Annotated in this window: 23 protein-coding genes and 1 tRNA gene; 11 read left to right on the forward strand and 13 right to left on the reverse strand. The window is 46.8% G+C overall.

Annotation, left to right across the window (positions count from 1 at the left end):
* The first annotated feature begins 16 nt into the window (after nt 1–16).
* The 4 genes from SD10_RS12660 (at nt 17) to SD10_RS12675 (ending at nt 3,736) form a co-directional block, all read left to right on the forward strand.
* Entirely contained in the window at nt 17–1,231 is a 1,215-nt protein-coding gene (locus SD10_RS12660) for a THUMP-like domain-containing protein (protein ID WP_046574118.1), read from the forward strand.
* Nucleotides 1,232–1,279: 48 nt separating this feature from the next.
* Nucleotides 1,280–1,963, forward strand: coding sequence for a hypothetical protein (locus SD10_RS12665; RefSeq protein WP_046574119.1), 684 nt, complete (start codon nt 1,280–1,282; stop codon nt 1,961–1,963).
* Nucleotides 1,964–2,402: 439 nt separating this feature from the next.
* On the forward strand, nt 2,403–2,954 hold the full coding sequence (locus SD10_RS12670; protein WP_046574120.1) for an RNA polymerase sigma factor: 552 nt from the start codon (nt 2,403–2,405) through the stop codon (nt 2,952–2,954).
* A 383-nt stretch (nt 2,955–3,337) separates the two neighbouring features.
* Nucleotides 3,338–3,736: a hypothetical protein gene (locus SD10_RS12675; protein ID WP_046574121.1), complete on the forward strand. Its 399-nt coding sequence runs from the start codon at nt 3,338–3,340 to the stop codon at nt 3,734–3,736.
* Nucleotides 3,737–4,147: 411 nt separating this feature from the next.
* Here the strand turns inward: SD10_RS12675 and SD10_RS12685 are convergent, their stop codons facing one another.
* Together SD10_RS12685 and corA are read right to left on the reverse strand one after the other, a co-directional pair.
* Entirely contained in the window at nt 4,148–6,691 is a 2,544-nt protein-coding gene (locus SD10_RS12685; protein WP_046574123.1) for a bifunctional UDP-N-acetylmuramoyl-tripeptide:D-alanyl-D-alanine ligase/alanine racemase, read from the reverse strand.
* Nucleotides 6,692–6,769: 78 nt separating this feature from the next.
* Entirely contained in the window at nt 6,770–7,852 is a 1,083-nt protein-coding gene (corA, locus tag SD10_RS12690; protein WP_046574124.1) for a magnesium/cobalt transporter CorA, read from the reverse strand.
* Nucleotides 7,853–8,145: 293 nt separating this feature from the next.
* On the opposite strand from corA, the gene SD10_RS12695 reads away from it, so the two are divergent.
* Nucleotides 8,146–9,285 carry a glycoside hydrolase family 18 protein gene (locus SD10_RS12695; RefSeq protein ID WP_082111588.1) on the forward strand — a complete coding sequence of 380 codons (1,140 nt, stop codon included), beginning with the start codon at nt 8,146–8,148 and terminating at the stop codon, nt 9,283–9,285.
* An 82-nt stretch (nt 9,286–9,367) separates the two neighbouring features.
* Entirely contained in the window at nt 9,368–9,988 is a 621-nt protein-coding gene (locus tag SD10_RS12700) for a DNA-3-methyladenine glycosylase family protein (RefSeq protein ID WP_046574125.1), read from the forward strand.
* Between the two features lie 5 nt (nt 9,989–9,993).
* Here the strand turns inward: SD10_RS12700 and SD10_RS12705 are convergent, their stop codons facing one another.
* The 5 genes from SD10_RS12705 to purL all read right to left on the reverse strand — a co-directional run bounded on the left by SD10_RS12705 (nt 9,994) and on the right by purL (nt 15,690).
* Nucleotides 9,994–11,388, reverse strand: a complete 1,395-nt coding sequence (locus SD10_RS12705) for a DUF4403 family protein (RefSeq protein WP_046574126.1) — start codon at nt 11,386–11,388, stop codon at nt 9,994–9,996.
* A gap of 51 nt (nt 11,389–11,439) precedes the next feature.
* Nucleotides 11,440–11,595 (reverse strand): FeoB-associated Cys-rich membrane protein, encoded by a 156-nt coding sequence (locus tag SD10_RS29115; protein ID WP_082111589.1) that lies wholly within the window; start codon nt 11,593–11,595, stop codon nt 11,440–11,442.
* Nucleotides 11,596–11,684: 89 nt separating this feature from the next.
* Entirely contained in the window at nt 11,685–12,233 is a 549-nt protein-coding gene (locus tag SD10_RS12710) for a YfiT family bacillithiol transferase (RefSeq protein ID WP_046574127.1), read from the reverse strand.
* Nucleotides 12,234–12,515: 282 nt separating this feature from the next.
* On the reverse strand, nt 12,516–13,316 hold the full coding sequence (locus tag SD10_RS12715) for an inositol monophosphatase family protein (protein ID WP_046574128.1): 801 nt from the start codon (nt 13,314–13,316) through the stop codon (nt 12,516–12,518).
* A gap of 109 nt (nt 13,317–13,425) precedes the next feature.
* Nucleotides 13,426–15,690, reverse strand: coding sequence for a phosphoribosylformylglycinamidine synthase subunit PurL (gene purL / locus SD10_RS12720; RefSeq protein ID WP_046574129.1), 2,265 nt, complete (start codon nt 15,688–15,690; stop codon nt 13,426–13,428).
* 178 nt (nt 15,691–15,868) lie between these two features.
* Between purL and SD10_RS12725 the strand changes: the two genes are divergently transcribed.
* Nucleotides 15,869–15,953 (forward strand) — tRNA-Ser (locus SD10_RS12725).
* 180 nt (nt 15,954–16,133) lie between these two features.
* Nucleotides 16,134–17,723, forward strand: a complete 1,590-nt coding sequence (locus SD10_RS12730) for an ATP-dependent nuclease (RefSeq protein WP_046574130.1) — start codon at nt 16,134–16,136, stop codon at nt 17,721–17,723.
* 603 nt (nt 17,724–18,326) lie between these two features.
* Here the strand turns inward: SD10_RS12730 and SD10_RS12740 are convergent.
* On the reverse strand, nt 18,327–18,719 hold the full coding sequence (locus SD10_RS12740; RefSeq protein ID WP_046574132.1) for a hypothetical protein: 393 nt from the start codon (nt 18,717–18,719) through the stop codon (nt 18,327–18,329).
* 75 nt (nt 18,720–18,794) lie between these two features.
* Between SD10_RS12740 and SD10_RS12745 the strand changes: the two genes are divergently transcribed.
* The gene (locus SD10_RS12745; protein WP_046574133.1) at nt 18,795–19,592 is read left to right on the forward strand and encodes a DUF5958 family protein; all 798 of its coding nucleotides are present in this window, start codon (nt 18,795–18,797) and stop codon (nt 19,590–19,592) included.
* 64 nt (nt 19,593–19,656) lie between these two features.
* Here the strand turns inward: SD10_RS12745 and SD10_RS12750 are convergent, their stop codons facing one another.
* Entirely contained in the window at nt 19,657–20,094 is a 438-nt protein-coding gene (locus tag SD10_RS12750; protein ID WP_046574134.1) for a hypothetical protein, read from the reverse strand.
* A 106-nt stretch (nt 20,095–20,200) separates the two neighbouring features.
* Here SD10_RS12750 and SD10_RS12755 point away from each other — a divergent pair, with 106 nt between their 5' ends.
* A complete protein-coding gene (locus SD10_RS12755) occupies nt 20,201–21,106 on the forward strand; it encodes a LysR family transcriptional regulator (RefSeq protein WP_046574135.1) in 906 nt (301 codons plus the stop codon).
* A 223-nt stretch (nt 21,107–21,329) separates the two neighbouring features.
* Here the strand turns inward: SD10_RS12755 and SD10_RS12760 are convergent, their stop codons facing one another.
* Both SD10_RS12760 and SD10_RS29445 read right to left on the reverse strand, forming a co-directional pair.
* Nucleotides 21,330–21,794, reverse strand: coding sequence for a response regulator (locus tag SD10_RS12760; RefSeq protein ID WP_046574136.1), 465 nt, complete (start codon nt 21,792–21,794; stop codon nt 21,330–21,332).
* 215 nt (nt 21,795–22,009) lie between these two features.
* On the reverse strand, nt 22,010–22,222 hold the full coding sequence (locus tag SD10_RS29445) for a hypothetical protein (protein WP_148562440.1): 213 nt from the start codon (nt 22,220–22,222) through the stop codon (nt 22,010–22,012).
* A gap of 587 nt (nt 22,223–22,809) precedes the next feature.
* Here SD10_RS29445 and SD10_RS30260 point away from each other — a divergent pair.
* Nucleotides 22,810–22,932, forward strand: a complete 123-nt coding sequence (locus SD10_RS30260; RefSeq protein ID WP_262507413.1) for a hypothetical protein — start codon at nt 22,810–22,812, stop codon at nt 22,930–22,932.
* A gap of 204 nt (nt 22,933–23,136) precedes the next feature.
* Here the strand turns inward: SD10_RS30260 and SD10_RS12765 are convergent, their stop codons facing one another.
* The gene (locus SD10_RS12765) at nt 23,137–24,027 is read right to left on the reverse strand and encodes a sugar phosphate isomerase/epimerase family protein (protein ID WP_046574137.1); all 891 of its coding nucleotides are present in this window, start codon (nt 24,025–24,027) and stop codon (nt 23,137–23,139) included.
* A gap of 161 nt (nt 24,028–24,188) precedes the next feature.
* The gene (locus SD10_RS12770; RefSeq protein ID WP_046574138.1) at nt 24,189–25,901 is read right to left on the reverse strand and encodes a GMC oxidoreductase; all 1,713 of its coding nucleotides are present in this window, start codon (nt 25,899–25,901) and stop codon (nt 24,189–24,191) included.
* Between the last annotated feature and the right edge of the window lie 119 nt (nt 25,902–26,020).

Here is a 26,020-nt window from a genome sequence, read left to right on the forward strand (position 1 = left end):
TATACATACCTATCCATTGCTTACGCTTAGTTTAGCTGAACAAGAATTTATCCGGGCTCACCTAGCCGACGATGTTCGGGCGTTGTCGCTGCGTACACCTCCGCAGGGTCTGGATCTGCGCAAACTGGTGGCTCAGATTGCCGCCCGGCAGAAAGCCCGTGAAAAGCTGCCCGCCTGGTATGCCAATGATGCGCTCATTTTTCCGCCAGCTCTGTCGGTCGAACAGGCATCATCCGAACAAACGGCTCGCTATAAAGCAGCCCTGGTAAACGGAAAACGATTGCTCGATCTGACGGGCGGCATGGGTGTTGATAGCCTGGCGTTTGCCCAACAAATGGAGCAGGTTATTTACATCGAGCGAAACGACGAGTTGGCACAACTGGCGGCTCATAATCTGCCCTTGCTTGGCGCGATCAACATTTCGGTACAGACCGGGGATGGACTGGCTTTTTTAGCTACGTATCCGCACACCCTGGAGGAAACCGACTGGATCTATCTGGACCCCCATCGACGGGATGCGACCGGCGGAAAAGTTGTTCAACTGCAAGACTGTGAGCCGGATATGTCGCAACCCAGTATGCAGGCGTTCTTGTTAGCGAAGGCAAAACGAATTTTACTGAAAGCCTCCCCGTTACTTGACTTGAATTCGACCGTCCAACAGTTCATGGGACGCGTAGAATCTATACACGTCGTCGCGGTTTCGGGTGAGGTTAAAGAAATTTTATTTACTATTAGTAATCAACCAGTTGCGCAGGATAACATGTTAGTTAACGCTGTTAACCTATTGACAAATGAGACAAAAACCCTGAGCTTTCGCTGGCACGAAGAGCGCACCACTAACGTTACCCTGGGCAATCCACGCACATATCTATACGAACCAAACGCGGCTGTTTTAAAGGCGGGTGCCTTTCGATTAGTGGCCGCCCGGTATGGCCTGACGAAGATTGCCCAGAACAGCCATTTGTATACCAGTGATGAGGTATGCTGGGATTTCCCAGGCAGGATCTTTTCGCTAATAGATATACTCAAAGCAGATGCAAAATCGGTCAAAGCACGTATTCCAGATTTAAAAGCGAACTTAACCGTTCGTAATTTCCCGCAGACCGTAGCGGAGTTGCGGAAAAAATTATCTCTACGTGAAGGCGGGGATAAGTACATAATGGCCACTACCCTTCTCAATGGCGACAAACGGCTATTGATCACCCAAAAAGTTAGTAGAATTCAACCGTAGCAAATTCACTATATAGCGGCCAAACAGCCGAAAAATGTTAAGACCACCATGAAAACGTTACTGCAGTACATCCTGATTTATTGCCTGTTGGCACCCATAACCTCAACCATTGCTCAAACTGTTTATGCAGGCGAAAGCACCGTTGATAAAGTCAAATTGTCTGGCCTTTATTTAACCATTCAGGGCGATGGTAAACAGATTGAAAAAGATTGGGAAGCCCAACTTCAAACGTATGGGCGAGCTACGTCTTCGCGAGGTACGTACCGCGTCCCGAATGCAAGTATTTCGGCCATATCGTCCGAACCGATCAATCTGATAAGCACCGTAAAGTCATCACGCACGTCAGCCACTATTTTTACAGCTTATGATCTGGGAAGCGGCACCTTCGTAACACCCGGCGGCACCGGCTATGCAGCAGCGGAAGACATTTTAAAAAACTTTGCCAGCAAGACTCTGTACGAGCAGGAAGTTCGGGTGGCGCAAACCAGTTTCGATGACGCCCAGAAAAATCACCAGAAAATGGTTCGTACCGGCGAAAAGCTTCAACGGGATATTGAACAGAACGCTAAAGAAAAAGAAAAACTGTTGAAACGAATTGACGACAATGCTAAGGAACTGGAACAGTTAATCAAGGATCAGGCAACCAATAAAACTGACCAGGAAACAGCCCTTACTGAACTGGACAGTCGGAAGAAAAATATGGAAGCGGTAAAGGCAAAGAAGAACAATTAAACTTGCTTTTTTGGGTAAATGAATACTCTTTTTGTTCAGCCTTTATTATGGTAAAACAGGCATTAGTAAAAGCAAAATAAAAGGAGTATTCATTTGTTTCCAAATTTTTATAAAATCATCAAACTATATAGTCTACTACTAAATAAAAGTAAAATACAATTCCATTCGTTTTTTACATTGAGTATCAACCGAAGCTCATTCATACTAATATCAAACAATCTAAACATTATTAAATTGTATTTAATTAATAAGCTTTTGATTTAATCTATTTGGTACACAAATAATTCAATGTTTAGACAACTATTGTTATTACACCGTTTAATATATTAAAGTTTTTTAATCGACTCTTTAACATCTGGGATGTGTTATCAGAGCGTATATAGGACAAAAAGCTATATACCGTCTTTGCTAACCCATTTCATTTTATTACAAACCATTCATGCAACCTTCATTAACAGACGAAGAAACCATTCGCCAGTTTTTATCTAGTCAACCGAACCACTGTTTTGAAACACTCTATAAGCGATATGTAAGTAAAGTCTATCGCCGGTGTTTATCCATGACGAAAGACAGTGAAAAAGCGGAAGATTTTACCCACGACATTTTTATAAAAGCATTCGGTAAACTCGACGCGTTTCAGGAACGATCCACTTTTTCCACCTGGCTTTATTCTATTGCGTTTAATCATTGCTCCGATCAATTACGACTAGCCAAACGAGTTAATGTTGTGCCTATTGATGAAACGTCCAAGCTGGATGTTGCAGATTCGCAAGACAGCCAGTTGCATGAAGAATCGCTTTTGTTAGTTCGGCGGGCGATGAAAAGCCTGACCACCAGTGAGCAAGACCTGTTGCAGCTAAAATATGAGGACGGAATGACCATTGAGCAGATTGCTCAACTTTATGGGATCAAAACCAGCGCGGTTAAAATGAGACTGAAGCGCTGTCGGGAAAAAATTCACCGACTATATACCCAGCACGGAGATGTCTAGTAAAAAATAATCGCTTTTTAATAGTCTAGTGTTGGAGTAGCTTAAGCGTTCATTGTCAATGAAGATAGATGAGGAGTGAACCTAAAAACGCTTAGCTTTTTTATTCCTCCTTATAACAATATGCCTCAACGGCTCGTTGGGCTAAGTTAGAAGGCAGTTTACTGCCTTTGTAGGGGTTTTTTAATTATGATTAACTAACTCCTAGGTGTGGATAGAAAGCGGAAAGCCTGGCTACTTTGTGGCTAGGCTTTTTTGTTTTAGCCATACTTATTTAGACTTTTCTACGGAAAAGGCGTCACTTTAAACTGCTATTTCTATCGCATTTCTCAGTATATTCGCTACGTGGAATGCAACAAGTCTTATGTAGCTAAACATCACTCGACATGAAATTTGTAAGTCTGGCCCTTGTCCTTTGGCTGAGTTTGTCATCTTTGGGTTTCGCCCAAACTAAATCGGTAGAAAACGAAAAATTCGTTTTTCTTAACAATGGCGCAACGATCGGCATGATCGTTAAATCAGTCATAAAAGCTGATAAACAACGCTTGAAACTGACCGATCAGCAACTGCCTAAAGCCAAAGAAATCATTACCAATGCCACTGTCAGTTTTAATGAGGGTGTAAAGAAGCTAAAAGCCAGTGGCATGACCAGTAAAAAGTTGCGCGCGCTGGCTGTCGCTGTTGAAACCGATAAAGTACATGCCTACAAACCGCTCTTGACCCCCGAACAGTACACGATACTGGTTGCCAATCACAAGAAAGTCTTTCCGGAAGCGAAAGTTTAAGTGAGTTACCCGCACCAGCATCCCATTATCCAATAGAAGATCAGGTACTAATCGAAGCTTTTACTTATAGGTTGAATGAATATGATAGCCTTTCTCATCGCCCTGGCCACAACCTTGCTTTGGTATTTCTTCGACAGACCAGGAAAGAAGCAACGGTCCTCAAACGAATCGGTTAGTAGTTATCATGGCGTTATTCAAAAACATAGCCTTGATGCGTTTAAACAAAAAATCTACCCAATACAGCCTAACGAGAAATTACCCCAAACCCCTTTAGGCAAACTATATTACAGCATACCGGGCCGAACCTATATGCGTTTTATATGGAAAGGGCGCATCCTATAAGCCTGGCAGATTTTTAAAGTCTTTTGCATTGTTTAACTGTCATTTTTGGCAAAAGCCTAAACTTTGTCATTAGTTTCCTTCCTTAAAAAACACCCGTTTGACGCGTTCGCTGACACCGGTTAGAATCTCGTAGGGAATAGTCCCGATGCGTTGAGCAAGCCCCGTGATTGGAAGTTCAGGGCCGAAAATGATTACCTCATCCCCTTCGCTGGCCGATGCAGCTGTCACGTCGATCATGGTCATGTCCATGCAGACGTTCCCAACGGTTGGACAGCGGGTTCCATTTACCCACACCTCGCCAATGCCATTTCCCAACCGGCGGTCGTAGCCGTCGGCATACCCAATGGCGAGCGTAGCAATCCGGGCGTCGTGGTCAAGTACGCCCCGGCGACTGTAACCCACCGACTCCCCTGCCTGAACGGTTTTGATCTGGCTGATTACGGTGCGTAACGTACCTACCGGTTGCAAAGCGGCCTGATCGATCTGGGCAGCCTCCACTCCATACAGCCCAATCCCTAACCGAACCATATCGAGTTTGTACTCGGGGAAACGGACAATACCGGCCGAATTAAGTAAATGCCGGGTTGGCCGATAGCCAAGGGCTGATTCGAGAACCGTCGTGTTTCGGATGAAACACGCGTATTGGGTTTCGGTAAAGGTGTTAAACTGCGCATCATCGGCCCCAACTAAATGGCTGAATACCGTCGCGACCCGTAAAGCCGGGTTATGAATCAGGTAATCGGCAACGGTCGGAATTTCACTTTCGACAAACCCAAGCCGGTGCATGCCCGTATCAATTTTCAAATGAACTGGGTAGCCGGTAGCTCCTGCAGCCGATTCACCCGCTACTGATCTCGATTGTTCCCGAATATAGCTTCCCCATTCCCGCAGCATCCGCAGGCTATACAATTCAGGTTCAAGCTTGTATTCCAGGAGAGTAGCAAAGGTTTCGGGGGCGGGATTCATCACCATTATGGGCAGGTCGACGCCATTCTGCCGGAGCGATACGCCCTCGTCAGCATATGCAACCGCCAGGTAGTCGACCCGATGATACTGGAGCAATTGAGCTACCTCGGCACTCCCACTTCCGTAGGCAAATGCCTTCACCATGACCATCAGTTTGGTATCCGATGGCCGGGATGCCGCATCCTCGCTCCGGGCAATCCGTTCACGGTAATAGTTTAAGTTATGGGTTAAAGCATCCAGGTTTATTTCCAGCACTGTGCCATGAACTTTACGCTCCAGCCGATGCACAATCCGTTCGAAGGAAAAGGGCCGGGCTCCCTTTACCAGAACCGTACTATCGCGCAGATCGCTGAATAGGAAGCGGGTCAGAAATTCATCGGTCGTTGCATAAAACTGGCTGTTAGCCGCAAAAAAATGGGCGTTCTGGCTAACGACAGGCCCAACGCCAATGAACTGCTCCACATCATGGGCACGAATTATCTCCCCGACCTGCTGATACAGGTCTGCTTCGGGTTGCCCGGACTGAAGCACATCCGACAAAATAACGACCCGTCTACTCCGGGTACGTTGCTGGTTCAGGAAACGCAGAGCGAGCTGTAAACCAACTACATCGTTGTTATACGAATCGTCGATGAGCACACAATTGTTAATGCCTTCTTTCTGCTCCAGCCGCATGGAAACCGGCCGCAACCGGTTCAGTCGACTTTGCAGTTCAGCCGTATCCCAGGCGCGGAGTGCCAGCATCGTTACAATGCAGTGCATCAGGTTTTCCAGCGAGGCTGGGTCGGTGAACGGGAGAGACAGCACTAACCTGTTGTCCCGTTGTTTTTCCTGCAGGCTTAGCCGGTTTCCCTGCAATGAACCTTGATACGTAGCCGGTTGACCCGTTAACGACCAGGTTATGAGTCGCATATCCGGATTAATGGCTTTCAGCAACATATTGACTTCTTCGTCAATATCAGTGTAATCGACGGAGTAAATCAGGGTGTTGGCATGGATAAACAGCCGAAGTTTCTCTGCTATTTTTTGTTTCCGGGTTCGAAATCCCTCATCATGCGCCGTACCAATGTTCGTAAAAATGCCAATCGTAGGCCGGATTACGGCTTCGAGGGCCTGCATCTCCTGGGCTTTGGAAATACCGGCCTCAAAGATCCCTAGAGTGTCGCTCTCGGTCAGGGTGTGCACGGACAACGGGACTCCTAACTGCGAGTTATAACTTTTAGGGCTTTTGGCTACGACAAACCCGTCCGACGAGGAACTTCCCTCGAGCAATTGAGCCAGCCATTCCTTCACGATGGTTTTACCATTGCTGCCCGTGATCCCAATAATCGGAATCCGAAACTGTCGGCGGTGTTCAGCGGCCAAGGTTTGCAGCATGTGCAGGCTACTTTCCACTTCCATAAACTGGGCGTCGGGATAAGTGGCCAGTTCATGCTGGCGCTCTGGTGTCAAGGCCGACCGTTCGACGACAAACTGGCGTATACCTTTCCGGTACAAGTCGCCGATGAATGCATGCCCGTCGTGGTGTTCGCCCTGTATAGCAAAAAAAACAGCCTCAGCCGACCGCGCATCCGTGACAGGACCCGTCACCTGTCGTGAGTCGGTAAACCACTGTCGGTTAATCAATTGGAACTCTTTTGTAAGCATAGTATGTAGCAAACTGCCTTCATGATTGTATCAGACAGTTGGTTTGCGCGGATAGACTTGATGACTAATCAAAAACGATCACATCCAACCCCGTCGTTTAAAATAAATGATTTCGCCCAACGCGATGAATGCCATGACGAACAGGGTCCAAAAATAGCCCGTTGGCGATCGTAATTCAGGCATATTGCTGAAATTCATCCCGTAGATACCGGCAATAAAGGTCAATGGAATGAAAATAGCCGACACAATGGTCAGCGTCTTCATAACCGAGTTCATGCGGTTGTTGACAATCGAGTAATAGACGTCCATCAGCCCGGCAATGAGTTCCCGGTACGATTCGAGCGTTTCGATGACCTGATTGATGTGGTCGGACAAGTCGCTCAAAAACGGCATCGTACTGTGCTGAATGAGTTCGGATTCACCCCGCAGCAACAAACCAATCATGTCGCGTAGGGGGTTGACTGTCCGGCGAATAAACGCCAGTTCGCGCTTGAGTTTATAGAGCGTGGCCAGGGTTTGCTGGGTGGCCTGCTCCTGCACAATTTGCTCTTCCAGTTCGTCCATCTTGTCGCCAATACGCTCTGTTATTACGAAGTAATGGTCTACAATAACGTCCATCAGAGCATACAGCAGGTAATCGGCTCCATTTCGGCGGGTTTTTCCCGACGAGGCCTTGATGCGGTCGATGACGGGTTGAAAAATATCCTTTGTCCGTTCCTCCTGAAACGAGATCAGATAATTTTTGCCCAGCACCAGACTAACGTGCTCAATATCAATTTCCTGCAATTGATGACTATGGTGCAGCATTTTGAGTGTAACGAACACCACCGTATCGTCGTACAAGTCGATTTTTGGTTTCTGTTCCGTATTCAGCACATCCTCCAGCAACAGGGGATGCAGGTGGTATTGCTGACCAAGGGCAGCCACTACCTTTGGCTCATGAATTCCATCCACATCAACCCAGCTAACATAGGGTGATTCGGTGTTCGGCAGCTTGCACGCACTTAGCCGACTGCGGTCATCAATGTGGTAATCGGTGGCATTGTAATCGATGCGTTTAATTTTTATAGCGTGTTCGATTTCCTGCCCCACATAGGTGAGGGTTCCGGGTGAGGTGCCGAGCAGTTTCTCAGCGGATCGGTTGCGTCGGCGTTTCGACATACGTTCCTGAATGAATTCGCCAGTAGTGGCTTTGGTTTCAAGGCAAAGATAAATCAACTACTCCGCACGTAACCGAATGTTCAGAAAATGAGTTTTATCTGCCTTTGCCAGTGCACTCGCCGAAGCGACCTATTCTTTTGAACTAGTGAAAAATGACGCCTACAGCCCTAAATAACCGCTATTGAACAACTTCCCGTATGTATATTTGTGGCTCAGTGTCCTGTACTGACTTTTCAGCCACGGTCCTGTTACGCTCCGTTTCGACGGTCTGATTTACCCGCTTACTCCTTCCCATGAAAACCATTCTCTTCATTGCTTCGTCACTCCTTCTTTTTTTCGGACAAACTGCATTGGCTCAGTCGACATCAAAACCCTACGTTATCATTGGCTATGTGACGGGTAATGGCTGGACCAAAGACCAGATTGAGGCAAAAAAATTAACCCACATCAATTACGCCTTTGGTATTCCAGACCAGCAGGGCCAGATTGCCCCACTGAGCCAGAAAGACGCGGATAATCTGGCCGCGCTGACGTCTCTGAAGTCGACGAACAAAGACCTGAAAGTGCTGCTTTCCATTGGGGGCTGGGGTGGCTGCAAATACTTTTCCGATGCAGCTCTGACGGATGTGTCACGCCGTAAATTCACCCAGAGCGCAGTCGACATTTTAAAGAAACACCGTCTCGATGGCATCGACATTGACTGGGAATACCCGGACCAGATTGGCGCTGGCAATATTTTTCGGCCAGAAGACAAGCAGAATTTCACACTTTTCCTAAAAGCACTGCGGGATGGTCTGGATGCGCAGGGCAAGCTGGACAAGCGCATGGGCACCAATCACTACCTGCTCACGGCCGCTACTGGGGGCGATACGGCCTTCGTTAATCATACCGAATTGGGAAAAGCGCAGGTTTATCTGGATTACGTCAACATCATGACCTACGACCTGTACCACGGCAACGACAAAGTGACTGGGCATCACAGTCCCCTGACCCAATCAGCCAAAGGTGACCATGCCCGCAACAGCAGCGCCGATGCCGTCGATGGCCATATCCGGGCGGGCGTGCCAGCTAGTAAGATTGTGCTGGGTTTACCATTCTATGGCCGTGGCTGGGCCGACACCCGCGATCAGGATAACGGCCTGTTTCAACCCGCAACAGGTAAACACTCGTTTATTAGTTACGACGAACTGGTCGATAAATACATTAACAAGAATGGGTTTACTCGCTATTGGGATGCCGATGCCAAAGCCCCCTACCTCTGGAATCCAGCGTCGCACACGTTTATTTCCTACGCTGATCCGGAATCGTTTACGTACAAACTAGCCTATGTAAAATCAAAGAAGCTGGCGGGTGTTATGTTCTGGGAGTATATCTACGATCTCAAACAGAAAAGCGTCCTGCTCAATACGCTGGTGGAGGGACTTGACAAATAACTACTGTTCTCAATGTCCAGACTTCGCTTCGGCCAGTCCCGGACAGCAGACTCAATTCTCTTTCTTCCTGAACGTTATCGACATGTCTCCCGACTCCCCAGCCCTCAGGCACCTTGCCCTTGATCCGGTCATGGCCCGTATTATTGCCGAAACACCATCGCCCAAGATTTTCAACGACTATGCTGACGATCTATACATGGCTCTGTTGGAAAGTATTGTGTCTCAGCAAATTTCCGTAAAAGCGGCCGATGCTATTTTTGGCCGTTTCCGGGCGCTCTTCCCCGATAATTACCCGGATGCGAAGGCGCTGCTGCTTAAAACGACGGATGAGCTCCGCAGTGCAGGCCTGTCTTTTCAGAAGATCAAGTATCTCCAAAGTGTAGCCACGTTCTCACTCGAAAAGCCAATGGATCGGGCCCATGTGGATGCGATGACCGATGAAGAAATTGTGCAGTATCTGTTGCCCATCAAAGGCGTTGGTCGCTGGACAGTAGAAATGCTGCTCATGTTTGTCTTGAACCGCCCCGATATTTTCCCCATTGATGATCTGGTGATTCGGCAACGGATGATGCGGGCGTATCCGGAACAAACCAACGGCCTAACGGGTAAACCGCTTTACAAGGTTTTGCTTGACCTTGCCGAACCTTGGCGGCCCTATCGCACAACCGCCAGCCGGTACCTCTGGCGGTGGCAACCAAGCTAACTCCGTTATAGCTTTTTTACTTTTACGGCTACCTTAGATTTTACCTTGATCAACACCTGAACCCCATCAGGCCGGATAACGATGCGCTGCGGAATGAGCCGGAATGTATCCAGATTGAGGGCCGTTTTCTGACCAACTTTGGCATTGGCAAAGGCTGTTTCTATTTTGTCGGGAATGGTGGCGATCTGTTGACGAAGCGGTATAATCATGGCCGCCTGAATCGTGTCGCGAAGGTGATCGTGCAGCAGCCAGTCAGCCGTTGCAAACAGCCGTTCTTTCGTATCTACGTCAAAATCAACGTCCAGCATTTGAAGTGTGTTCGTCAGGGTGTCGTAATGCGGGTTCCCGTGGAAAAACAACGTTCCTTTCACGCGGCCTCCTACATCCGCTTTCAAGATCAGCTTGCGGCCACTGCCATAGACCATCGCCTTGTTTACGGTCACATTACCACCCGCGAGATTAAGTTTTTGTTTGATCAGTCTGTGCGCCAATACCGTATTTACATCGGTATAGGGAATGAAGGCCAGCACTTCGATGCGGGCTGAGTCGGGCAGGCTGTTTCGGCGCAGCAACCGGGGCAACCGCTCCAGCGAATCAACCAATGGCTTGGGGCCCAAACGCGTTTTTACCCGAAACGCAATCTGAATGGGCACCGTGATTTGTTTTGCATTGCCGTAAACAGGCGCTACAGCGATGCTAAACGGCTTGGGAAGCAGCCAGAAATTTTCGGGCACTTTGGCAATCCGCAGCGGATTTTGCATATCCCGCCAGACTTTCTTCACTTCCCGATCAAGCCGGAGCCCGTTAAAGACCGCTTTATCAATAGCGGCTTCAATATCAGCCCGTCGCTTATCCAGAATTTTTTCGGCAATTTTCTTTACATTGAACTTTATGCCCAGCATCTGCACCTGCGGTTCCTGTGTCCACTGGTAGTTTTCAAAATTGGATTTTGTTGCCAGCCGCCAGGACGAGCTAACGCCCACGGGGCTGTTAAACGTTACGGAGAGCGCGCAGAGTGGCCGACTTTTGCGTTTATTGGCTTTACGAAGACCAATCGGATTTGTATACCAAACTTGCAGGGGGGCGGAGAAATATACTTTTCGATTCGCGTACCGGATACGCACCGGGCCGGTACGCTCTACACGTAGTTTCCAGGCTTCTCCTTTACGGCCTTCAAAGGTCTCTTCAGGAACCAGGGTAGTGGAAAGCGACCGGTTAATTTTCGTTTCTAAGTCGCTGATATTAAAGGTTAAATTCCCGGCCATGTACGAAACCGGGTCGGTAACAGCCGGTTCAAATTCCTCCTGAACCGGCGCGTCCGGGCGAACGCGATGGCACCCGTCCAGACCTAGAATAAAAACGAGTAGAAGAATTAATCCGGTAATTCGCTGAGCATTCATTGCTACAACTAACTACAGGCCTATTAAAATGTTATAGGCCCAAACGTATATTCATTTTGCGGTAGGCCGTGCCGACAGCTTAGTATCTGTGGCACAGCCACATCCTTTGCCACAACCCGCCTTTTTCGCTGAAAAATTCTGGTAAGCCCGATAACCCAAATAGCCTAAAGCCACGGCAAAAATCAGAAAAATGAGGAGTTCCTGCATAAGGCGTATATGATGTAGTAGGTACGATGTAGGCTATAGAATGTATGTATCCCAATTACAATGCATAGCCATACATCATACCTACTACATCATACATTTTTTTCGCTCCAACCGTTCCGCTGGGCGAGTCTAAACGCGTGCTGGTAGTGGTGTTCGCCGTGCCAGGCATACAGAGCAATCACTTCCCGAAGGGTAAACGTTCGCTGGCTACCGGGGTGAAAATACGTACGGCTAAGTTCGACATCGGTTAGAGCAGCCAGCACCGTTACCCACCGCTGATGCAGATTACGCAGAATAACCAGCGAGGGTGCAATGTCGAGGGTAGAATCCGGCAGTTTTGCCCATTCACCTTCTTCATAGGGTGAAATGGTTGGGTTAGATTCCGTCAGCGCCAGCTTCGTACGGACATACGCATTGATATGGCTATCAGCGATGTGATGGACCAGTTGCCGAATTGTCCAGCCCTCCGGCCGATATGGTGTGTCCAGCCGGTCATCACCCCACTTACCAACCAGCTCAGTCAGTTTGATGGGCAGTTCATCAATTGCCGAAATGTGCTGCCGGGTATCGTCAGCCGAAAAGGATTGGCCGTAAACGAAGTCGCCAATAGGGTATTTGAGTGCCTCCAGATCTTGCATAGGACGAGTCGAATTCGAAAGTATGGTTGTATACAGAAGCCTGCTTTTCCAGACTTACCACACAAATATAGTTTTTTGCTGCCCAGTCAAATTCGTCCGGTTTTCAAAAAATGACTAGTCCAGCTGATGTGTGTCCCAGACAGTTGGAAGCTGTCTGAGTGACCGTATTGTCTGGGCCAGTCTCTGGCTTGGCTATAGAGACTACAAGGGCCAAGCCAGAGCTTGACCCAGACATAAGTCACAAATTAGCTTCACTCAGACGGCCAGAGGCTGTCTTGTACGTTACCGCCAGAACTCACGCATCACCTTCATCAACTCCGGGTGGATACCACAGGCGGCCACCACATCGCCCCGGAACAGGAAGTCATCTCCACCTTCGAAGTCGCTGACAACGCCACCGGCTTCCCGAACGAGTAGTACCCCAGCGGCCATGTCCCAGGAATTTAGGTTGTATTCGTAAAACGCTTCGAACCGACCCGCAGCAACGTAAGCCAGGTCAATAGCCGCCGACCCCATTCGGCGTAAGCCGTGCGTTTGTTGCATCAGCGATTCCAGAATGCGCAGATATGCCTGCATTTTGTCAAACGCGTAATATGGGAAACCGGTGGCAATCAGGCTCTCACCCAACTGGGTGGCGGGCGAAACGGAGATTGGCCTGCCATTACAAAAGGCCCCTCCTCCTTGCCAGGCCGAAAAACATTCATTCCGGTTAGGATCGTAGATAACACCAGCAATGGGCGTTTTCCCCTGCGCCAACCCAATGCTCACCGAGAAGACGGGCAGGTCATGAATAAAATTGGCCGTCCCATCCAGAGGGTCAATGATCCAGTTCAGCGCCGATTGATCCGCTTCCTGCCCCGTAGTGCCCTCTTCGGTAATAAAACCCGCTTCGGGCAGTAACTGCCGCAGTTTTTCGACCAACTGCTTTTCGGTTTCTTTGTCTACGTAAGACACCAGGTTATTCAACCCTTTGTATTCGATGGCTTCGCGCTGAAAGCGACTCCGTTCCTGAAGTAAAAAAGCGCCCGCATCCGTAGCAATGGTACAGATTTCCTGGGTAATCGCGGCTAGGTCAAGTGCCATAGAATTAGTTAGGATGTAAAATGGCCGGTGACGCGCCAGCAAGCAACTTACCGGGCGCATCATCGGCCGTTTTTTTAATCGTTTTTTACTTGTTGAAAATACGCCTTGTCTAAGCCATAATCTTACCCAATGCATTGTCGTACAGATCCTTTGCTTCAGCCAGAGTCATAATCGGAGTGCCGTCGATCACGAACGCGGGCGCTGAATCCGTCACGGTGCCCAGGAGCATAAACGGCATAACCGTATCATGCAGGTAGCCTTCCAGATGCTTCTGCTGTTCGGGTGAAATGGTGACGACCACGCGGCTCTGGCTCTCCCCAAAGAGGAATGAATCCAGCCGGTGACGGTCGTCCGAAACAATCTCAAAGCCTTTGTTCCCCGCCATCGCTGACTCGGCCAGCGTAACAAACAAACCACCGTCCGACACGTCGTGGGCCGACTGAAGCCAGCCTTTGCGAATCATGGTTTTGATGCCCTCCTGCACGTGCCACTCATCGTCAAATTCGAAATAGGGCGCGGGCGACGCTTTGATGTCCAGGAATGAATAGAGGTACTCCGACGACGCAATGTCGTTCGTCGACTGTCCGATCAGATAGATCAGGTCGCCTTCGTTCTTGAAGTCCAGCGTCATGCGGTGGGCCGGATCTTCCATCAGGCCAAGCATACCGATGGTTGGCGTCGGGAATACCGGGCCATCGTCGGAGCTTTGGTTGTAGAAACTAACGTTACCGCCCGTAACGGGTGTGCTGAACCGGCGACAGGCTTCGCCCATGCCCTGAACCGCTTCCACAAAATGCCAGTAAACTTCTGGTACATAGGGATTACCGAAGTTCAGGTTGTTGGTGACCGCCAGCGGTTCGCCCCCGGTGCAAACGATGTTGCGGCAGGCTTCGGCCACGGCAATCATAGCACCCTGACGAGGGTTCGCATTCACGTAGCGGCTGTTGCAATCGACGGTGATAACAATGGATTTATCGGTTGCCGGAATACCGGGTCCTTTCACCCGCACAACGGCCGCGTCGGAAGGCGCATTGGTGCTGCGGTTTCCGGTGCCCACCATCGAATCATATTGTTCGTATACCCACTTCCGCGAGCAGATATTTGGGTGTGCCAGCAGGTGTTCGGCAATTTCGCGGATGTCTTCCTTCTCGATATCATCCACATCCGAAATATCAAACTTGGCGTATTCCTTTATATAGGCCGGTTCTTTATACTCCCGGTGGTATTGCGGGGCTCCCCCACCCAACACCAGATCGAAAGCAGGAACATCGGCAACGAGTTCGCCATAGCGGTAGAAATGCAGACGGCCGAGGTCATTTTCGCCCCGTGCCGTTACTTCCCCGATTTGGGCGCAGTTCAGATCCCACTTATCGAAAATACCCTGAATAATGTGCTCTTTTCCCTTCTCGATCACGACCAGCATACGCTCCTGCGATTCGGACAGCAGAATCTCGAACGGGGCCATGTTTGGCTGACGGGTTGGCACTTTGTCGAGGTCGATGATCATACCATGTTCCCCTTTAGCACTCATCTCCGACGTTGAACAAATGATGCCCGCGGCACCCATATCCTGAATACCAATCACATAGCCCGTGGCAATGATTTCGAGTGTGGCTTCGAGCAACAGTTTCTCCATGAAGGGATCACCCACCTGCACCGCCGGTAGCTTGTCTGTGGAGGCAGCCGAGATGTCTTCCGAGGCAAAGGTGGCCCCGTGAATACCGTCTTTACCCGTTGCCGAGCCAACAATAAACACCGGATTACCAACGCCGAAGCTGGTTGCTTTCGCCGATTTGCCGACTTCCACAATGCCCGCTGAGAATGCATTTACCAGCGGATTGGTGTTGTAGCAATCATCAAAGAAGAGTTCGCCACCTACGGTCGGAATCCCGAACGCGTTGCCGTAATCGCCAATGCCTTTGACAACACCACGCAGCAACCGCTTGGTTTTGGGAAGGTTCAGGTCGCCAAACCGCAGGGAGTTCAACTGCGCAATGGGCCGGGCACCCATGGTAAAAATATCGCGGTTGATACCGCCAACACCCGTTGCGGCTCCCTGATACGGTTCCAGCGCCGACGGGTGGTTGTGCGATTCGATCTTGAATGAACAGGCCAGTCCATCGCCAATGTCGACCAGACCGGCGTTTTCATCACCAGCTTTGGCCAGCATCCGATCCGAATCGCGGGGCAGCGTTTTCAGCCAGACGATGGAGTTTTTATAGGAGCAGTGTTCCGACCACATAACCGAGAAGATACTCAGTTCAGTAAAATTTGGCCGACGCCCTAAAATTTCGGCGATTCGATCAAATTCTTCGGGTAGCAGGCCCAGTTTGCGGGCGGTCTCAAGCGAGGGAAGCGATTCCAGGGTATCCATTTTAACGAGCGAAAGCGTGAAAGAGCGAACGTACTGACAGTGAAGGCGTTTCGATTGGCTGATTCACCTGTTTACGTTTACATTCTTTAAAACAATGCTCAAAATTAGGCTTTTTAGCTGAAAATGGCCCGTAGTGGGTTGACAAATCTCGAAACGTTCTTATATTTGCACCCAAGAAAGAGAGATGGCAGAGTGGTCGATTGCGGTGGTCTTGAAAACCACTGACTGTAACAGGTCCGGGGGTTCGAATCCCTCTCTCTCTGCATAGAATAATTAAAAGCACTCATAATCAGCGATTTGAGTGCTTTTTTTTGTATGGTTTGTATCTAAAATAATAATAGTTTTGACTGGATACAAGAATTGTTTCAAGTAATGAACTTACCTTCTCCTTAGCATACTTGGAAATTTGGTGAGCTTTTTAGAAAAAGATTACGGTAAGCTTTATGTATATAAGTAAATTTATCCTAGAAAACATTAGGTGCTTTGGCGGAAATCACACAATAGATTCGTCAAAAAATATAAATTTAATTGTTGGCCATAATAATTCGGGAAAATCTACCATTTTAAAATCTATTTATCATTTGCAAGGATATAATTTTTCTGATGCAGATAGAACTATTGACACGAACAGAAGCTCAATTACAATTAATTTAGAGACTAATAAAAATTTTTATGACTTCAACAACTTTCCTAATAATCCATACACAGTTGAACTGGTAGAAGATGTAAAAGTAAAATTTAATTTTTCTAAGATACGTGATACATTCGCAATAACTTCAGGGATAGAAATGTTTAACAAAGGGGATGGGGCTAGCGCTCTAAATGTGACCTTTGACCCATATTTACGCATTTCAAACAAAAACTTAATTTACCCGTATTTCTCTAATAGAAGATTTAAAAGCTACAGCAAATCTATCCTGCGAAGTGAAAGAGAAAAAGTAGAAGATTTAAGTAATTTATTTGCCAAAATTGACTTCTTATCTACATCCAATAGAAATATTTCTAATCTTTACCGTGAAGCTTGTGAAAATATATTAGGATTTTATATTGGTACTGAACAAGATGAAGAAGGCAAGCATGCTGCATTTGCGATAGATGATTATAGAAGTATTCCTCTAACATCAATGGGAGATGGCGTCCCCAATATTCTAGGTCTAATTACTGATCTTTGCCTAGCAGATGACAAAATTTTCTTGATTGAGGAGCCGGAAAACGACATTCACCCTAAAGCTCTAAAAGCTCTTTTAAAGCTTATTTTAGAAAAAAGTACAACAAATCAATTTTTCATTTCTACCCACTCTAATATTGTAGTTAGAACCCTTGGTGCAAATAATTCAACAAAAATCTTTCAGATTACGACTGCAAACGATTTTTCAACCTTTGTTAAAATTCCACATTCAAAAATTTTAGAAATTTCTAACGATTCTAGAGATAGGCTTAAACTACTTGAAGATTTAGGTTACGATGTATATGATTATGCTTTGTGGAAAGGCTGGTTGTTCTTGGAAGAATCCTCAGCAGAAACTATCATAAATGAAATTCTTATTCCAAATTTCTGTGATGATCTCAGAAATAAGTTAAGGACGTTTTCCAGTAATGGATTTGATGGTATTAGCGAAAAGTATAAAAGCTTCAGTAGCCTTTTCATTTACTCTCATTTAGATTCACTTTATAAAGATCGCGCTTGGGTAATCATAGATGCAGGAGAAAAAGAAAATTCAGAAATTGAAAAATTAAAAAAATACTTTCCAGAAGGTAAAATTAATAATCAATTTAGACAGCTCAGCAAACATAATTTTGAAGAATATTACCCTGATAAGTTTTCAGAGCAAATATCAGAGATCGAAAATATAGATACATTAACACTTAGTAAAGATGAAAAGGTATCTTTAAAGAAAAAATTAAAGAAACAGCTTTTAAATGAAGTAAAAGAGTGGTATTCAAAAGAACCAAACGAAGCAAAATCAGCATTTGAGAAATCTGCAAGTGAGGTCATTAATATTCTTAAACAAATACAAGAAATACTTAAATAATATTTATGAAGCTTAATGCAAAAATATTGACGATTAAAGATCATTTCTAAGTTTTCTTCTCAAAGCTTTTACACATACATAACAACAGAAAGCTGAATCCATCCTTTCGCTCTCATATTTTTCATTGCAGTGTAGGCAAACCTTATGATAGTATCTCCTATTCTCTCTGGTTCAACTTCTATTAACATTGGAATTTGATAGCTAAATAGTCTTTTAGCATATCCTAGAAAACACCAATTCCAATCCCCTAAAATCATTTATTATGCATTGCAACCGTTACCTGCTTATACCTTGCTTGATGGCGTTCCAGTATCTATTGCGTCAAAAATGAACTGAATCGCCTTCGTGCTTAAGCAATAATACTCAATCTCCCAAGGCATCCCCATTAAATTAACATTAATGTACATTCTACTTATTTTATTGTTTAACAGCTATTTATGCCGTTTTTAGTTTTATCTTTACAGCTATACTATACTGTTAAGCAATGAAGAGAGTCGTTTACTACGTAGCGTATTTATGCTCATCTATGTACCATCTATTATTTACCGGTAAAAAAGAACTTGATGAATTTCAGGAAGATCTGTAAGCAGATAGATACGCTCCTCATTTTTTCTTAACGGACGTAAGCACCAGATAGCGTATGGATTCTCCACCCAGACGTGGTGATGGCATTTTCACGTCCGTATAGTAGGCTCCGTCGAAAATAACGCTTTGATTGACCGTTTTCAATTCGTCGGGCATGTTACACACCAGCCCGGTTAAGCTGGTGTCGATGCCGCCCAGATATACATTGATATAATACAGGTTCAGGTCGTCGCGATACCCAACCCGCCCTTCCCGCTGGGTTACCTGTGCGTCCAGCGTTAATGAACTGGCACAGGTGCTTGCAGGTAGAATAATGGGTTTGTCTTCTTCCAGTACTGGGGCTGGATCAACCGTTGATGTTGACTGGCAACCCAGCGCCAGCACCAGGATGATAAGGATACTTTTTTTCATAATCTTATCTCAGTCTGGGAGGATAACGTAATAAGGTGCTAGTTAGTAAACATCGCCGTCTATACCTATCGGATTATGAGCCTGGAAGAGGAAATAGCCATTAACCAATTTGGTCAGGGTGCTTTGTCGGAGGCAGACATGCTGAACGCCTTTGCTCAACTGGATGCGCCCCAACAACGCAAACGGTTTATTCAGCTTTACCTTCATGTAGCCAGCCAGAAGCTGGCGGCTTCCGATGTTGACCAGGCGCTTTCCAATTGTTCACTGACTACCGAGGACCCTGTCAATAAGTACCTGAATCTTGCGTATTTCAAGGTTGGTTCCAAGGGAATAATTTACACTCCATATACGGAAGAGCCCCCCGAAGGCGATCTGGTAAAGCCCTATAAGGTGCTGTTGTATGTGTTCAAAGCCAATTACCAACGGCGATATGCTGTAGAAAAGGACAACTCGACAATGTGGTGGTATCAGGATTTTTCTAAAAGCAAAACCGCACAGGACCTACTGGACACCCATCGCAGATTGGCCGAGGAAATCTACGCCAATGCCAGCTTTCGAACGGAGTTTATGACCATGGCCAAATTATGGCACACGTACTATGACATGATGCAAACTTTGCGTCAGGAACCTCCTGCGGAGCCTAAGACGCGCTTTGATTTTATTCGGTACGACCAAATAGAGCACGATCCCACCTGGACAGCAGCAAATGATCGGATGCGGGCATGCGCCTTATTACGCAGTTCCGTCGAAAAAGCATTGTTTAAACAATATGGCCAGGATATCGATGAGATCAGGCGATTGACCCTGGACGTCATTAACCGGCACATGCATGAAACGTATTCCAGCGGGATTGATGAGTACATAGGCTACTAGAATACGTTTCAACAATAAGAAAGAGAATTTTCGACTGGTGACCTTTTAAACAAGCTCATTCCGTTTACTCAACTGACAGACTACGCGGTGGCCCGAAGGTAATAACCCGCTGTGATTCGACGGCGGGCATCCGGACAATCGTTACCTGCCGAACGACGGTTTCGCGGTCGTCAGTAATTTCGAAGTCATACACCCCAGATTCGGCTTCATCAAATCTGAATTTCAATCTGTATTTAACAGATGATTTGTTCAAGTACTGCCGAAACAGGACGGCCCCTTTTTCATTCCGCAACGTAACAACCACGCGCTTCGGCAGATAGACAGCCATCATCAGGTTGATCGTCCAGTTCGACTCCATATACATACCTACTTCGAACGACTTCCCGCCCCTCCCTGAATCAACAGGGTTCGTCATCCCGGCTTGTGCGTTGATCGGTGCGGCTGCCAGAAACAGCATGCTCAAGATCAATGCGTTTACAACATGTTGTGCAGACGTTTTCATTGTATTCCTTTGATTTATTCGCCTTAATTGGCTGAATCAAAGGTGCGGGGTTTTGACCTATTAGTAAAGCGAATTATTTTTGTCAAAATCATGAATTTAATTCATCATGGAAATCCGGCACCTACAGATGGTGAGAGAAGTAGCGACCTGCGGTAACCTGACCAAGGCCGCCGATCAGCTTTTTCTGACCCAATCAGCGTTAAGTCATCAACTAAAAGAGCTGGAAAGCTCTTTCAATACGCAGCTTTTCATTCGCGATAAAAAACAGATGATACTGACCCAGGCGGGCGAAGTTGTGCTGCAGGCTGCTGAAAGGATTCTGGCGGAGGTAGCGGATACACGAGCTAAAGTTCGAAAGCTGACCGATATTGAAGTGGGTGAGGTCCGGCTTTGTACCCAATGCTATACATCTTATCATTGGTTGGCCGGTTTTCTGCGGGAGTTCCAGCTACATTATCCCAAAGTTGACGTCAATGTTGAGCTGGAAGCTGGTACACACGACGCTGACTTTCATCTACTGGCGAATAAGATTGACGTAGCTATTACCGAAGGCGAGCAAAATCCCAAATTTTCGTATACACCGCTTTTCCAGGATGAGTTTGTGGCCATCGTTGCCCCTGATCATGCCTGGGCGGGTCGCTGCTGGGTAGAACTGGAGGAGTTTTCCAGTCAGAATTACATCATGTACAATATTCCGGAGGAAGAAAGCTCAAATTTCATGATGCTATTCAAGCATCGACGTCCGCTTAAGGTCTATAAAATCACGCTGACTGAGGCTATTCTGGAGATGGTAAAAGCCGGACTGGGCGTTGCTGTCCTGCCTACCTGGGTAGTAAAACCCTATTTGCAGTCGGGCCAATTGGTGGCCGTTCCAATAACGGAACAGCGGGTATTGCGGACATGGTATGCGGCTACCCTGAAAACGAAACAGCAAGCCCCCTACACAACCGTTTTTATTGACAAATTAGCGGCTTACATGAACCAATTAGAGGGCTATGCCTGCGTTGTCTAATTCATCTCTGACCGTTTGTAAACAAACACTCAATGCATCGGGAGTACATTCTTTTTACATAAACACATGACTGTCATTTATTCACTATAAATAATAACAGCCGTTTTGTGATCCCGGCCCGTCCGCCGGTTCGGACGGGCCGGGATCACAAAACGGCTATAAATTCCGTTTAATTACGTTATTTAGGTTAGGGTGATACAGCCACAAATTTTTGGCTATAGTGTTAAGCGGATGTAGGGAAGCTTACTACCTCCCACCAATAGCGACGGAGCGTTTGAAAACACGACACCCACTTATGATAGGTTGTTGGTTTGGTAATATACGAGGCAATATTCATCGAATAAGCCTCGGTAATGTCTTCAACTATCTCGGAATGGCTCATAACAACCACGGGGATGAGTTGATAGCGGGGATGAGCTTTTATTTTTTCCAGTAAAGCCCAGCCATCTTTTCGGTTGGGCAAGTACGGTTCCATCAAAATTAGTCGGGGGATAGACCGACTATCCGATGCACACTCATCCAGAAACGACAAAACTTGAAGCGGATGATTTTTCCAGATTGGTTCAACTTCCGGAAAGGATTGAGCTAAGGCTGCACGAATGATAAGCCACTGGTCCGGGTTATTCTCGACAACCAAAATGGGTGTCCGACGAACTTTGCGGAGTTTGGGAGCATATGTAATAGCCATGTACAAGTAGTTTTAGTTAACATTTAAGTGGAGATAAAGTAATTGACTTCGTAGCATCAGATGTAAACAGCAGCGGCCGATCGTCCAATGCATTCATTATATCGTCAACACCGAGCAGGCGGCCACTGCCGTCAAACCCGATGCTACGAAAATTTCATAAAAACAAACCCGAAACTATCAATAGTGTACTCTAAGCTAATAGGCTGTTTAGCAGCTTATTGGGCCTCATGGTGAGCCGAATTCAAGTGTTCAATAGCTTCGTAACCTGCCCGCTTATACCGAGCTAGAAGTTGAGCAAAATCCTGCAGAGAATGGGAAGCGTGAGGAGCGACTTCGAGCAGTTGAGTAGCTTGGTCAACCGACGTTTTCTCATCATGCATCTGGTCGGGAGATGGCAAACGCAGGACCAAATTAGATGGATGTTTCATATGGTATCAAGAATCGACACACCTGTTCGTGGCGCAAAAAAATTGCTGCTGTTAAGACCGATAGTGTCTGGTGGATAAATAGTAATTGTACAAGTCTACAGAATGAATTAGTAATAAACTACTCACCTATCTGTCAGTACCAAGGTTACCATTTCATGGATTTTAGAGATTTCATTTAACAACAGAAGTTGATTTGTTAAATTTTGGTACAGGTTCATCAGCAAATTCATTTACAGACAACCATACAGTATATAATAACATACTAAAATTAATGATATGAATACTCATGGTTTACTCTTACGCAATATTAGGAAATATTTGAATTATTTTATGTTAAGATAGAAAAATACCAATTATTATAGGCAATAATGGACATATAACTTGTTGATAATCAGAAAATAAGACCTTTCCCTAAAATTGGCTCTCCTACTTAATTCTTTACAAATTATATAGGTATTTATACTCAGACTATATAGTAACTAGCAGATATCAAAATGCATAAAAAAAATGAAAGTTGATTTGTGTTCGCCTTTTGGTACAGTGTTTGCTACAAACTAGCAATACATATTAACCAAGCTTTTCTACCCATGAAAATCCGTATTATAGTTACAACTAGCTTAACGACGACCGACCTTCAGAACATAGCAGCCTGGTCTATTCTACTATCGACATCCGCCCTTTTCTGGTATGGCGTTGTTAAATTCCTGTAGTATGTGCCTGACCAGACTAAAGATAAATACTCTGTTAGTCAAGCAAGTCTGGGTCTCAGCTTTGTCACGATTTCATCTAATTCCTTATTCAATTATATAGGTAACCAATAGTTAACATCAACAAAAATGCCCGTTTGAAACCTAGTAGGTTCCAAACGGGCATTTTTGTTGACAACTTAAAAAAGTCCGTATGCCTGACTCGTACTATACGGTTAACTTCTGAATATTTTTATAACTGATTGCAATAGACTCTAAAGGTGGAAGCTTGCATACATCCTGCTCTACAAAGTAATGGGTCATACCCGCTGTTTTCTTCGCATCGAAAATTCGTTGGAAGTCAATCGAACCTGTGCCAACGGGGGCAAACGCCCGTTCGGCGGTTTTCTCCATGTCTTTCACGTGCCAGAGGGGGAACCGGCCGGGATGCTTTTTGAATAGAGCAACGGGGTCCTGATTCGCCATGGTTGCCCAATACAGATCCAGTTCGAGCTTCACCAGGTTCTTGTCGGTGCCGCTGAGCAATACGTCATAAGGCATTTTACCATCCATTTCTTTGAACTCAAAGTCGTGGTTGTGGTAACAAAACTGAATACCAGCCGATTTGCATACTTCTGCCGATTTATTAAACAAGTCGGCGAATTGTTTGTAATCATCCAGTTTCGTTCGTTCGTCGGGGAACAGGTAAGCACAAACCATGTACTTCTGACCAATCGCAGCTGCGTCATCGACCGCCCGCTTCCAATCGTTTGTCAGTGTACCTTTCATTTTCGGCATCGTTTTGCCGGTCGTGTAATGGCCACTTGGCACCGTCATGCCTAACTCTTTTATCAACGCAGCGAATTCTTTAGGTGTTTTGCCGAAAAATTTGCCATCTGAGTAGCCAAAGGATTCTATTTCTTTGTAGCCAATAGCAGCCACTTTTCTCAACGTACCTTCGGGATCTTTTCCCATCAAATCGCGCAGAGTGTAGAGCTGCAAACCCACCTTTTTAGGTGATGCGGCAAACGCATTCAGTTGAGGCAATAAAGCAGCCGACGTGGCCAAGGCACTTAATTTGAGGAACTGCTGGCGGGTAATTTTAGGAAATTGATTCATGAGATAAGGAAACTAGTTAAGGGCATCGGGCCTCGTACCCGTGCATTTAGTTTTTAAAGGTAAAAAAGCAACTTAAGAAGTAATAAGCTAACCCGTAACCTGTGCGATTCTAAGCCGGAACAGGCTGCACAGGCTACTAGTCGGCTTATTACCAACACCGTTTAAACCAACCCTTGTTTCATAGCTTTGACGGCATAATCGGCGGCACGGGCTGTTAGGGCCATGTAGGTCAGTGAGGGGTTTTGTGTCGATGTGGAGGTCATGCAGGCACCATCGGTCACAAACACGTTTTTAACGGCATGAAGCTGGTTCCATTTGTTGAGCATTGAGGTTTTAGGGTCTTTGCCCATCCGAACACCACCCATTTCGTGAATATCGAGGCCAGGGCTGGCGTGGCTATCCCGGACGCGAATATTTTTAAAGCCCGCTTCGGTAAACATCTCAGTAAGCTGCTCCTGATAATCCTTCACCATCTTGTCATCATTGTCATCGTAGGCAATGGAGATTTTCAGTTGCGGAATCCCAAACGGATCTTTCTGCGAGGCATCGAGGGCCAGGTAATTGCTTTCTTTAGGAATGGTTTCGCCCATCATGTGCGACCCCACATACCAGCCGCCTAATTTCGGATTGAGCAGGCTTTCTTTCAAGTCGGCCCCGACCCCACTCTGGTCAGACCGCGAACCGCGTCCGGCTGAAAAACCAGCCGCATACCCTCGCAGAAAGCCCATTTCCTGCTTGTGTACATTTCGGAAGCGGGGAATATACGGACTGTTGGGGCGACGTCCGTCGGTGGTTGAATCGAGGTTGCCATCGTACTCAGCCGATATACCCGCCCGATAATTGTGGAAAGCCGCGTATTTGCCCAGTACACCACTGTCATTACCCAGCCCGTTCGGGAAGCGATGGGAGGTTGAATTTAACAAGACCAAGTTCGAGTTCAGCGCGGCTGCATTCAGGAAGATAACACGCGCGTAATATTCCGTCATTTGCTTCGTGTTGGCATCGACTACCCGCACGCCCGTAGCCCGGCCTTTCTTTTCATCGTAAATGATGGAATGGACGACAGAGTTTGGCCGAAGCGTCATTTTACCCGTTTTGGCCGCCCAGGGAATCGTAGATGCATTACTGCTGAAGTAGCCGCCAAAGGGGCAGCCCCGCTCGCAAATTGTGCGGTGCTGGCACTGCGCCCGTCCCTGCTGGAAATGGATCGGTTTGGCTTGACTAATGTGGGCTGCCCGCCCCATGATCACGTGGCGGTCTTTGTATTTACCCGCTACTTTCTGCTGAAAATGTTTTTCGACACAGTTCCACTCGTGGGGAGGTAAAAACTCGCCGTCGGGCAAGGTAGCCAGCCCATCTTTATTACCCGAAATGCCCGCAAACTTTTCAACATAACTATACCAGGGAGCAATATCGGCGTACCGGATCGGCCAGTCGACCGCAAAGCCGTCGCGGGCAGGCCCTTCGAAATCGAAATCACTCCACCGCTGGGTTTGCCGCGCCCACATCAGGGATTTACCACCCACCTGATAGCCCCGAATCCAGTCGAATGGTTTCTCCTGGATGTAAGGGTGCTCCGCATCTTTTACGAAAAACTGCTCGGTGCCTTCATAAAAGGCATAACATTTACTAATAATAGGGTTCGCTTCCCGCACCTCTCGCTTAAGCTGGTTGCGGTGTTCAAACTCCCACGGCTGCATGTTGGTGGTCGGGTAATCGGTTACGTGCCGAACATCGCGTCCCCGCTCCAAAACGAGTGTCCGAAGCCCTTTCCCCGTCAATTCTTTAGCAGCCCAGCCCCCGCTGATGCCCGATCCAATAACAATGGCGTCGTATGTGTTAAGCGCCTGAGCGTCTATATTCAGGTATGACATGTATAGAGTGGTTACGGTTGTGGTTTGGGTTTGTGGTTTACGGTTGGCTGACGCGCTCATGTACCTGCGAAAGTGGCACTCATGCGTCAGCTAACCGTGAACATCAAACCGTAAACCGA

Source organism: Spirosoma radiotolerans (assembly GCF_000974425.1).
Lineage (GTDB): Bacteria > Bacteroidota > Bacteroidia > Cytophagales > Spirosomataceae > Spirosoma > Spirosoma radiotolerans.

What these genes read in the sequence shown, in the direction of transcription:
- SD10_RS12665 (WP_046574119.1), top strand. Translation starts at nt 1,280, where the DNA reads ATGAAAACGTTACTGCAGTACATCCTGATTTATTGCCTGTTGGCACCC.
- SD10_RS12670 (WP_046574120.1), top strand. Translation starts at nt 2,403, where the DNA reads ATGCAACCTTCATTAACAGACGAAGAAACCATTCGCCAGTTTTTATCT.
- SD10_RS12675 (WP_046574121.1), top strand. Translation starts at nt 3,338, where the DNA reads ATGAAATTTGTAAGTCTGGCCCTTGTCCTTTGGCTGAGTTTGTCATCT.
- SD10_RS12685 (WP_046574123.1), bottom strand. Translation starts at nt 6,691, where the DNA reads ATGCTTACAAAAGAGTTCCAATTGATTAACCGACAGTGGTTTACCGAC.
- corA (WP_046574124.1), bottom strand. Translation starts at nt 7,852, where the DNA reads ATGTCGAAACGCCGACGCAACCGATCCGCTGAGAAACTGCTCGGCACC.
- SD10_RS12695 (WP_082111588.1), top strand. Translation starts at nt 8,146, where the DNA reads ATGAAAACCATTCTCTTCATTGCTTCGTCACTCCTTCTTTTTTTCGGA.
- SD10_RS12700 (WP_046574125.1), top strand. Translation starts at nt 9,368, where the DNA reads ATGTCTCCCGACTCCCCAGCCCTCAGGCACCTTGCCCTTGATCCGGTC.
- SD10_RS12705 (WP_046574126.1), bottom strand. Translation starts at nt 11,388, where the DNA reads ATGAATGCTCAGCGAATTACCGGATTAATTCTTCTACTCGTTTTTATT.
- SD10_RS29115 (WP_082111589.1), bottom strand. Translation starts at nt 11,595, where the DNA reads ATGCAGGAACTCCTCATTTTTCTGATTTTTGCCGTGGCTTTAGGCTAT.
- SD10_RS12710 (WP_046574127.1), bottom strand. Translation starts at nt 12,233, where the DNA reads ATGCAAGATCTGGAGGCACTCAAATACCCTATTGGCGACTTCGTTTAC.
- SD10_RS12715 (WP_046574128.1), bottom strand. Translation starts at nt 13,316, where the DNA reads ATGGCACTTGACCTAGCCGCGATTACCCAGGAAATCTGTACCATTGCT.
- purL (WP_046574129.1), bottom strand. Translation starts at nt 15,690, where the DNA reads ATGGATACCCTGGAATCGCTTCCCTCGCTTGAGACCGCCCGCAAACTG.
- SD10_RS12730 (WP_046574130.1), top strand. Translation starts at nt 16,134, where the DNA reads ATGTATATAAGTAAATTTATCCTAGAAAACATTAGGTGCTTTGGCGGA.
- SD10_RS12740 (WP_046574132.1), bottom strand. Translation starts at nt 18,719, where the DNA reads ATGAAAAAAAGTATCCTTATCATCCTGGTGCTGGCGCTGGGTTGCCAG.
- SD10_RS12745 (WP_046574133.1), top strand. Translation starts at nt 18,795, where the DNA reads ATGAGCCTGGAAGAGGAAATAGCCATTAACCAATTTGGTCAGGGTGCT.
- SD10_RS12750 (WP_046574134.1), bottom strand. Translation starts at nt 20,094, where the DNA reads ATGAAAACGTCTGCACAACATGTTGTAAACGCATTGATCTTGAGCATG.
- SD10_RS12755 (WP_046574135.1), top strand. Translation starts at nt 20,201, where the DNA reads ATGGAAATCCGGCACCTACAGATGGTGAGAGAAGTAGCGACCTGCGGT.
- SD10_RS12760 (WP_046574136.1), bottom strand. Translation starts at nt 21,794, where the DNA reads ATGGCTATTACATATGCTCCCAAACTCCGCAAAGTTCGTCGGACACCC.
- SD10_RS29445 (WP_148562440.1), bottom strand. Translation starts at nt 22,222, where the DNA reads ATGAAACATCCATCTAATTTGGTCCTGCGTTTGCCATCTCCCGACCAG.
- SD10_RS30260 (WP_262507413.1), top strand. Translation starts at nt 22,810, where the DNA reads ATGAAAATCCGTATTATAGTTACAACTAGCTTAACGACGACCGACCTT.
- SD10_RS12765 (WP_046574137.1), bottom strand. Translation starts at nt 24,027, where the DNA reads ATGAATCAATTTCCTAAAATTACCCGCCAGCAGTTCCTCAAATTAAGT.
- SD10_RS12770 (WP_046574138.1), bottom strand. Translation starts at nt 25,901, where the DNA reads ATGTCATACCTGAATATAGACGCTCAGGCGCTTAACACATACGACGCC.